Raw genomic sequence first — 9,800 nt, 5'->3', positions numbered from 1 at the left:
TTACACAGAATTTGGGATAGGGTCAAAATCTTGTGTAGCTTTTACCTGTATATTTAGCTCTTTCAAGACCTTTTCTTTATCAAATGTATTTTCCAATTTCCCTGAACGGCTTTCAGCTGTTTCAGTTGTGGTATCTGTTTTTATTTCAGATAATGTTTGCTCAACCGTTTTTCCTGTTTTTTCAAGCTGAGCCTTTTCATCTCGAATATAGATATTTGCCGTCCCAATACCTGATTGGGTTTGAGAATGCTGACTTTCTTTATCTGAACCAAAACCAGCTGAAACACTACCAGTTAAAGAATCCAATCCTGTCTCTAATATAGGTTTATTTGCTTTACCATCTTGCCCTTTGGCTTGATTAGTTTGCTCACCTTGTGAGTTTGTATAAAGTTTTTCACCCTTATCATTGACCGCTTGCTTATTACTTTGAGCAATACCTTTATCACCTAATGGTGTTTCAAAGTTCATAGCAACGCTTCCGTTAATACCAAACCCACTCGCATTATGACTACTGTGATTTTGAATATCAGAATACGTCAATGTACCTGTGCTACAACGGTTTTTGTTTTGTTGTTCTGCTTGATTGATTGAAGTGATTACCGCACCTTTTAAATCCGTATGTGCTTTAATCTCAACATCAAAACCTTCATCACCAGCAAATAACCCCGCTTGTGTTTTTACGCTGGTATAATCAGCATTGACTTTAGATTGGTTGTAGCTGCCGCTAGCGGAGAAACCATAACCTACCGTTACTTGATCTGAAACATTTTGCTGCTTGCCTTTGTAGGTCATTGTATCTTGTAGGCTTTCAATATTGAGATTTTGGGCTGTGAGGTTGATTTTATTGCCTAACACTTGACTGCCTTTGATATTGGTTTCTTTTTGGCTAGATAAAGAGGTTTGACTTTGTAAACTGCCGACTTTGCTTGCAAGCCAACTTGTTTCATCGCCATTGCCATAGCCTTTACCGTAATTTCCCCCTGCGGTAATGCCGAAGGCAAAGCCCTACTTTGTTCAAGATAGAATATTCATAATCTTAAGGATAATTACATATTTTTGATTTTTTACATTCATACTTATCTATAAGAATATACCCTTTTCGTTTCATACAAGCGTAGACTTCTTTTAAGTAATTAAATTCTACAAAAACAGGCTCCTTTGAAAAGTCGTTTTCATCATGTTGTCTCTCACGAAAAAGTTCATAATACTTTTTCTCGTATTTTTTAGGATTAGTATTTACGTCTTCAGATAAATAAGTATAAAAATAGCCATTATCAACTCTAAAACCACCACATTTCTCTAAATCCTTCCAACGTTCATTAGTATCAGTAAATCCTAATGTTTCTTTTTTTTGCAGTTGACCTATATCTGAAACGCCATAATAACAAGTAACTTGTTGAAAGTTGTAAAAACATCCATCATGATAGTGGCACCCACTTAACAAAAGAACAGAAATAAATAATTTAGGAAACTTCATTTTAATTTCCTCCAATTTTCATTAGGATTTCTACCATATCAGAAGATAATAAATCTGATACTGCAAAAGGAGCAGTTGTAATGTTTCAATTTATTTCCTATATTTATTATATATTTCACATTTTTCTTTTTTATGGTAGCAATAAAGCCAACTAGTCGTTCTGAATCTAAATCCTTTGTTGTATAAACATTTTCCATATTCTTCATAATAAAGTGGAAGATTATCATAATTAAAAACTATACCCTTCTCATTTAATTTTATCTTAGAATAGTTGCTACAAATTTTATAAATTCCTGCTTTGACTTTTTTCTCTGTTTTGTAATCTACCCAATACCCCATCCTATCGATAGTATAATTTTCTCTATAAAGGAAAAAATCTAGGCAACCACATAAAGAAAAAATAGAAAAAAGAACTATGCATTTTTTCATTGTTCCCCTCCTAAAAAGTTAAATTTTCTAATTCCATCATTAGGATATATTCTTTCTAAAAGTTTCTTAACTTCTTCAGGGTCTTCCACATCAACAAACTTCAAGTTATTAATATTCTGATTTGCGATTGTATGAACCGTTAAAAACGGTAAATTAGCCCTATTAGGTGTAGCATTTTTATTATTTCCAATAAAATAACCCCAAATACCTGAATAAACCGTATCGCCATCAACACCTATATATCTCGTTTTTACATTCTTAAATAATGCTTTCGCCTCTTTATCAATTTCTTCTGATGGATAAGAACCACCTAAATGTAAATAGGACATTTCCGTATTAGGAAAGCTTAAGTTTAAATGTCTTACCCAATTTAATGTGTTTTTATCACCTGAAACACCTAAACTATGAGACAAGGATGTAGCATTAATAGCTGATTTACGTTGTTTTTCCACATAAGCATTATATTCATCTAATTTTTTCAAAATCTGCACTTTATCTCTTGTTGCATTTGATGCACCAAAAACACTTGGAACATCTGCCCAAGCCCTAAAACGCTCAAAAATAGTAAACAGAAATTCATTAACTTTTCCAGCACTTCCCCTGTTAGCAATAACGCCTGTTTCACTTAAAGAGCCTAAATCATCATCGTACAAAATAGCACTTGAAACTTTATCTTTTCTCTCTAAATTCAACATACCCGCAGTAGCCACTTTACTTAACAATCGAGCTTGCTCATCAGTTAAAATAGCTTCTCCATAGATAATTTCTTTTAACTCTTGTGAGTTATCCTTATTGAAGTCTAAACAAGATAAATGGTTGCAATCTTGCGTTTGATTTTGAATAGAAAAGAGAGAATCCTCATTCTTTTCCATCTTGTAATGAATTACATCTCCCCGATCACTCAACTTATCCACAAAATCCCCTGCAATCGCTAAATCTTGCTCTAAATCTGACCGCACTTTCGCTACATCTGTCTTATTAACATCTTGATGAACATAAGTGCGGTTAATTTCTTCGGCAGTTTGTTTTGCTGTTTTGCCTGTTAAGCTTTGTTGAGCTTGATTGTCTTGAATTTGGATATTTGAAGTAGTGATTGCACTTGTGGTATAGCCATTTTCACTGCCTTTGTCATTAACATAGCCTGCTAATGCTGTCGCTAAACCTTTGGCAATTCCCCAGTTACCCTGTGAGCCAACGCCAGCCACACCACTAAACTCCACTTTGGAAGAACCGTCTTTGTGGTTTTGCCCTATTTGTTTTAGCTTAACGCCACCAACTTCTTTAGCTGCATCTCCACCACTGACAGTAACACCACCACTTAATCCAAACCCACTCGCATTATGACTACTGTGATTTTCAATATCAGAATAAGTCAATGTACCTGTGCTAAAACGGTTTTTGTTTTGTTGTTCAGCTTGATTGGTTGAAGTGATAACCGCACCTTTTAAATCAGTATGCTTTTTAACCTCAACATCAAAACCTTCATTGCCTGCAAATAACCCCGCTTGTGTTTTTACGCTGGTATAATCTGCATTTACTTTAGATTGGTTGTAGCTGCCACTTATTGAGGCTCCATATCCTACGGTAGCCTGTGCTGAAACATTTTGCTGTTTGCCTTTGTAGGTCATTGTATCTTGTAGGCTTTCAATATTGAGATTTTGGGCTTTGAGGTTGATTTTATTGCCTAACACTTGACTGCCTTTGATATTGGTTTCTTTTTGGCTAGATAAAGAGGTTTGACTTTGTAAACTGCCGACTTTACTTGCAAGCCAACTTGTTTCATCGCCATTACCATAGCCTTTACCGTAATTTCCCCCTGCGGTAATGCCAAAAGCAAAGCCATTGTTATAAGCAATAGCAACACCTGCATTAAATCCGCTGGATTTGTTTTTACTACGCTCTTGATGATATTGCCCTTTGGCAAGTAAATTAATTGCATTTTCCGCTGAAAGTGCGGTGGATTTTTTACCACTTATGTAGGAACCCACGACATTAATATCAGAACTTTCTCCTGCATTTACATCAGTTTTCACTAAGCTAAAACGTTACTCGTTAAAAATATCTTTATACATCACCAAACATATCAGCTATTTTGTTCCCCAAGGTTTAGCATCAGGGTGGCTATGTTTTTTACGCCAAGCTATACATACCTCTTGATCCCACATCAATTCATTTTCACAAACTGGACCACCTTCTAAATACCATCCTTTCTGTTCTAAACATAAATTTGCTTCTGCTACAATACTTTCTCCTACGACAGGATCTATGTCGCAAGCTCTCATATCCTTCTCTCGTCGAGTTAAATATTCATGAAAACTATCTTTTTGTGAAGGGGGGTATAGATTAACAGCATTATGAAGTCGCCACCTATAATAGGGTTTTGGAGGTTGAAACCCACCAAAAGAACAACCACTTAAAAAAATTACACCACATATTATAACTATGATAGTTTTCATTTTTTCTCTCCTTGTTTCTTATTTAAATCATAAATAGTTTGCTCTTTATTCATTAATAAATCTTCTTTTTTACGATAACCATCTGTTATACATTGAGGCTGCCCTAAACCATAGCAATTATGCATAGATGAATCATCGCCAAACATATCAGCTATTTTGTTCCCCAAGGTTTAGCATCAGGGCGGCTATGTTTTTTACGCCAAGCTATACATACCTCTTGATCCCACATCAATTCATTTTCACAAACTGGACCACCTTCTAAATACCATCCTTTCTGTTCTAAACATAAATTTGCTTCTGCTACAATACTTTCTCCCACGACAGGATCTATGTCGCAAGCTCTCATATGTCTGGAACGTAAAGAATATATATCATCAAACTTACGTTCTCCTGTGGCGGTATAAAAACCTTTTCCAGGTAACCAGATATAATACATTTTTGGTGGTTGAAACCCACCAAAAGAACAACCACTTAAAAAAATTACACCACATATCATAACTATGATAGTTTTCATTTTTTCTCTCCTTGTTTCTTATTTAAATCATAAATAGTTTGCTCTTTATTCATTAATAAATCCTCTTCTTTACGATAACCATCTTTTACGCACTGCTTTTGTCCTAAACCATAGCAATTATGCATAGATGAATCATTACCAAACATATCAGCTATTCTTTCACCCCATTGACGATTTTTGGTATTGTCATTCATTGTTGCTGGATTCCCTCCTAAAATCAGAGGAATACTACCAACAGGATCTTGTTCGTGATTTTCAATACGAATTGAACCCTCAGAGCTACTTCTTTCTTTACCTGTTTGTAATTTGCTCAGAACCTTATCGGCATGAGTTACATTGGCAGCAGGGCCCACCATTTTAATTTTTGTGCCAGAAAGTAGTTTCGCATCACGATTTTCTTGTGTATCTAAAGCATTTAATGCGTTTGTAATAGTTAAAGTCCCTCGGCTGTGAGAACCAATAAATAGATTATCTTTACCGTATCTAGTCATTATATCTTTTGCTTGCAGGCTGGAATTATCCATTCCTAAGATATTTCCAAAAGATCCTTCAAACATTTTTTCATAACCCGCCACCAATAATTCTGAAACAAAATTATTCGCTTCAGGATGATGTACAAAATACACATCTTTATAGATACGAGTATCTATTTTGCCTGATTTACCTTGTTGAGCCACATAGTTTTGCCAAGCAAATTTAGCCGCAGCATTTTCATCATTAAAAATACCATTAAAGGCAACAACATATCTGGTTTCTGATTTGCCTGTTAAAGGATCTGTATAAGTAACTTGTTTAAGGTTTTGACGCTCTTGGTCTGAAACTTCTCTTAGCTCATAAATATTACGACCTTTTCCTAATTGATCCTCTTTATAGTTAATAATTGTTTGGTGGTATTCCTCTTTAGTAATTTTTCCTTTTTTCAATTGTGTATCTGCAAACTTACGAGCTTCATCATCAAGTGCATTTTCAAGATCCTTATCCTTTATTGGATTACCCTCCTTATCTACTTTTGCGGTTAACATTCGATGCTCCGCAATAAACATCTTTCGATAAGCCTCATCGGTCAACCCAGCGACATTTGAAAAGAATGCTCGTTTAATTGATAAATCGCCTTCAACTTCTTTTTGTAATCCATGATAATCAGTTTTTTCCAAACTATTATTTTGTTCCTTCGTAGATTTGTTAATTCGATATGTATTCTCCAAACTTTCAGGATCTTTGATCGTAAACTTACCTTCACTAATCAGTGATGATGTAATACTTACATCGTTTTCTGATTTTTTAGTATTGCTTAACAAGTTTGTCACACCAATTTTAGCTAGAGCATAAAAATCCGCACTATGCACATCGTTTGTACCTAAGCCAAACTGGACTGGACTTCGGTTCGCTTGATTAGGATTAGCTTTTTCAAATGTTTCCCCTTGTTTTTCTTTTTTTGAACGATAGATTTCATTATTTTTTCTATCTTCAGCAGAGGTTTGATCTCTATTAATAGAAAATCCCATTCCAAAACCTGATGAACTTGCTTTAGCCATTGAATAATTTTTTATATCAGTAAAGCTAAACTTATTAGCAGATAATAAATTTCGTTCTTGATCTGCAGTAGAAAGGATTGCTCCGCCAATAAGGTTTATTTTATTACCTACCTCAACATCAAAACCTTCATCGCCTGCAAATAACCCCGCTTGTGTTTTTACGCTGGCATAATCTGCATTGACTTGTGATTGGTTGTAGCTGCCGCTAGCGGAGAAACCATAGCCTACCGTTACTTGACCTGAGGCATTCATTTGTTTGCCTTTATAAGTCATTGTATCTTGTAGGCTTTCAATATTGAGATTTTGGGCTGTAAGGTTGATTTTATTGCCTAATACTTGACTGCCTTTGATATTGGTTTCTTGTTGGCTGGATAAAGAGGTTTGACTTTGTAAACTACCGACTTTGCTTGCAAGCCAACTTGTTTCATCGCCATTGCCATAGCCTTTGCCGTAATTTCCCCCTGCGGTAATGCCAAAAGCAAAGCCATTCGAACCATAGCTCACCGCAACACCTGCATTAAATCCGCTAGACTTGTTTTTACTGCGTTCTTGACGATGCTGTTCTTTGGCAAGTAAGTTAATTGCATTTTCCGCTGAAAGTGCGGTGGATTTTTTGCTATATAACTCCTTACAGCCTAACCCTATTCATTACAGATTCCTTTATCCGTTGTAGAGTTTTTTCTGCCACAATCCTCAATAAAAACATACCCTTTTTGTTCCATACAATTCCAAAATATTTTTCCCTGATTTCTTAGAATACCCTCACGATCAGCATGCTCTTCTCTATTTGTCCACCTTAAATAAGGATCTCTTCCTTTCCCTCCACAACTCTCAAAATCATACCAACGTTGTTGCGAATCAGTTTTTCCTAAATAATTCCTTTTTTGCAACCTAGCTATGGTCGTATATTCATCACCAAAACATTGTGTGGACGTTAAGCCATAAATACAGTCATCTTCAGCTGAATAAATAAAACAACCACTAAGTAAAAAACCAAAAAGTAATACTGTTAATTTTTTCATTTTTATCGCACTCCAAATAACAAAAATCTTATTTCAATAGGTAAGGCTAATGGTAGAACAGTTGGAGTTACTCCTAATACGGCTACTTCAGATGCTCTGTCAACCCAAAATTGTTGTTTTTCAGTCAAATTTCGTTTTCCATTTCCATTTTCATCATAAAAAAGCCACTGCCCCCCAACTAAATCATGTTGCCCTGCATAACGTTCAATTCCCCTATCTAAAAGAGAACCTGACTTATAGCTCAAACCAAAGAATGTTCCAGCTTTTGCTTGGAATCCTCCTGTTGCACCAATCAATCCTCCAGATACTTTTTTATCCATCAATAGTTTAGTAATGTTAGGATAACGAGGCTCTTTTCCTGAATCACCTTTATACACCACATGCCCTCTTTCATTTAATTTCAAATGTCCTTGATGATCTGTTTCACAACGCTCATTATTTGTGCCACAAATCACACCATAATTCATTCGCACTCCGCCCAACTTAATGCCATCAAATGCCCCTGAATTATGTCCGACATTACTATATAATCTGCCCTCATCATTAATATCTTCGATTGGTGGGGCTTTTAGAGAGTTATATAAAGTTTCTCTTCTTGCCTCCACATCCCAAACTGAAAGCAATGTACTTGCAGACATCACTTTTGGGGCTCCAGCTAATATGCCTGTTGCTAAATCTAATCCTGTGCGAATATGCTCAAGTGCGTAAATCTCTTTGATTAATTCATCAATCTTTTCTCTATATTGTTCTTTATCCTCTGTTTTCGCATTATGCCAATCTGTTATTGCTTCTCGAAGTTCCTTTCGCTTAGGCTCTTGGTAATAATCAATAATTTTATCTTTCGTTTCTTGAGCATTATCCAGAAAATCTTTAGTTGTGCTTATTTGCACTTGAATTTCTTTCATCACTTTTTCTTTATCAAATGTATTTTCCAATTTCCCCGAACGGCTTTCAGCTGTTTCCGTTGTGGTATCTGTTTTTATTTCGGACAAGGTTTGCTCAACTGTTTTTCCTGTTTTTTCAAACTGAGACTTTTCATCTCGAATATGGATATTTGCCGTCCCAATACCTGATTGGGTTTGGGAATGCTGACTTTCTTTATCTGAACCAAAACCAGCTGAAACACTACCAGTTAAAGAATCCAATCCTGTCTCTAATATAGGTTTATTTGCTTTACCATCTTGCCCTTTGGCTTGAGTGGTTTGCTCACCTTGTGAGTTTGTATAAAGTTTTTCACCTTTATCATTGACTGCTTGCTTATTACTTTGAGCAATACCTTTATCACCTAATGGCGCTTCAAAGTTCATGGCAACGCTCCCGCTAATACCAAAACCACTCGCATTATGACTACTGTGATTTTCAATATCAGAATACGTCAATGTACCTGTGCTAAAACGGTTTTTGTTTTGTTGTTCAGCTTGACTGGTTGAAGTGATAACCGCACCTTTTAAATCCGTATGTAGCTGCCGCTATAGATCAATTTCTATACTTCATGTTTTCTAAGCAAATTTTTGTATTATCTGATTCAGCTAGGCACCATGTTAAAGGTGGATTAAAACGGAACCCCAAATTATAGTAGCATTGACTCAATAATTTAGAAGCTTTGTTTAAATAATTTTCATATTCCTCAGATTCATTTTTATTTTCATAAAACTCAATAAACCCTATTTTTTGCCTTTTTCTATAAAGGTATTCATACCGTTCACCTAAATATGGAAACACTTGCTTATCACAATGAGAAATATCCTCAAAAGACATTTTTTTGCCATTTTTTAGCCAATATTTTGTTTCTGGTGGAGAACCATTTCCCATATAAGGCAAAAAACACCCTGCTACAAATAAAGGTAAGAATAAAATTAGTTTTTTCACTATTCTTTCTCCTTATTATTTATAATTTTTCCATTATTGAATTCTGTAGTTTTAGTTCTTGGTCCTATTTGTCCCCATACTTTTTTATTGTAAATTTTTATATTTTCTGCAGTTTTATTTTCTTTACTTATTTTTAAATTTTTAGGATTTAGAAAATCAATAACCATCTCATCCTTATAATATGCATCAGTATGTGCTTTCAAAGTATCTGAGATAGGTATGCCATTATTATTACTTCCTGTCGTATCTGTATTACCTATCAGCAAACTCCATCTACCCGGTAAAAATGGCAATCCTATCCCTGTCCCAACACTATCCCTCGGTGCAACCGCATAACTCACTTTCCCTTCTTTAAACAGTTCACTTGCTTTCTCTGTATAGCCTTGGTCATATAATCCTCCTGATAATACACCGCCAATAGTACTATTTCTCATTGGATAAGAGGTACCCACCGTATTTGCTTCTAGCCTTGTATTATCAAATTTCATATCTTTATAA

12 protein-coding genes are annotated in these 9,800 nt (G+C 35.2%); all 12 read right to left on the bottom strand.

Going from position 1 to position 9,800, the window contains the following annotated elements:
• Window positions 1-990, bottom strand: coding sequence for a hemagglutinin repeat-containing protein (locus B0186_RS00620; protein ID WP_078217454.1), 990 nt, complete (start codon window positions 988-990; stop codon window positions 1-3).
• A gap of 46 nt (window positions 991-1,036) precedes the next feature.
• Window positions 1,037-1,477: a hypothetical protein gene (locus B0186_RS00615; RefSeq protein WP_078217453.1), complete on the bottom strand. Its 441-nt coding sequence runs from the start codon at window positions 1,475-1,477 to the stop codon at window positions 1,037-1,039.
• Window positions 1,478-1,567: 90 nt separating this feature from the next.
• Entirely contained in the window at window positions 1,568-1,906 is a 339-nt protein-coding gene (locus tag B0186_RS00610) for a hypothetical protein (protein ID WP_078217452.1), read from the bottom strand.
• Window positions 1,903-3,939: a hemagglutinin repeat-containing protein gene (locus B0186_RS00605; RefSeq protein WP_078217451.1), complete on the bottom strand. Its 2,037-nt coding sequence runs from the start codon at window positions 3,937-3,939 to the stop codon at window positions 1,903-1,905. Before B0186_RS00605 ends, B0186_RS00610 begins: the two co-directional genes overlap by 4 nt.
• A gap of 54 nt (window positions 3,940-3,993) precedes the next feature.
• Window positions 3,994-4,188 (bottom strand): hypothetical protein, encoded by a 195-nt coding sequence (locus tag B0186_RS11925; RefSeq protein ID WP_235817149.1) that lies wholly within the window; start codon window positions 4,186-4,188, stop codon window positions 3,994-3,996.
• Between the two features lie 170 nt (window positions 4,189-4,358).
• Window positions 4,359-4,508, bottom strand: coding sequence for a hypothetical protein (locus tag B0186_RS11590; protein WP_169832911.1), 150 nt, complete (start codon window positions 4,506-4,508; stop codon window positions 4,359-4,361).
• Window positions 4,509-4,513: 5 nt separating this feature from the next.
• The gene (locus B0186_RS00595; protein ID WP_078217449.1) at window positions 4,514-4,876 is read right to left on the bottom strand and encodes a hypothetical protein; all 363 of its coding nucleotides are present in this window, start codon (window positions 4,874-4,876) and stop codon (window positions 4,514-4,516) included.
• Entirely contained in the window at window positions 4,873-7,056 is a 2,184-nt protein-coding gene (locus B0186_RS00590) for a hemagglutinin repeat-containing protein (protein WP_078217448.1), read from the bottom strand. The genes B0186_RS00595 and B0186_RS00590 overlap by 4 nt, the downstream gene beginning before the upstream one ends.
• Window positions 7,053-7,433, bottom strand: coding sequence for a hypothetical protein (locus tag B0186_RS00585; RefSeq protein ID WP_078217447.1), 381 nt, complete (start codon window positions 7,431-7,433; stop codon window positions 7,053-7,055). Before B0186_RS00585 ends, B0186_RS00590 begins: the two co-directional genes overlap by 4 nt.
• A gap of 2 nt (window positions 7,434-7,435) precedes the next feature.
• Window positions 7,436-8,812 (bottom strand): hypothetical protein, encoded by a 1,377-nt coding sequence (locus B0186_RS11920; RefSeq protein WP_235817148.1) that lies wholly within the window; start codon window positions 8,810-8,812, stop codon window positions 7,436-7,438.
• 97 nt (window positions 8,813-8,909) lie between these two features.
• Window positions 8,910-9,302, bottom strand: a complete 393-nt coding sequence (locus B0186_RS00575; protein WP_078217446.1) for a hypothetical protein — start codon at window positions 9,300-9,302, stop codon at window positions 8,910-8,912.
• Window positions 9,302-9,800 (bottom strand): hypothetical protein (locus B0186_RS11585; protein ID WP_158077942.1); only part of this gene is annotated, 499 nt, incomplete at its 5' end. The genes B0186_RS11585 and B0186_RS00575, both read right to left, overlap by 1 nt.

Origin of the sequence: Canicola haemoglobinophilus, assembly GCF_002015075.1 — a bacterium.
GTDB classification, from domain to species: domain Bacteria; phylum Pseudomonadota; class Gammaproteobacteria; order Enterobacterales; family Pasteurellaceae; genus Canicola; species Canicola haemoglobinophilus.
The sequence above is the reverse complement of the archived record's forward strand: the minus strand, read 5'-3'. Positions and strand labels throughout refer to the sequence as shown.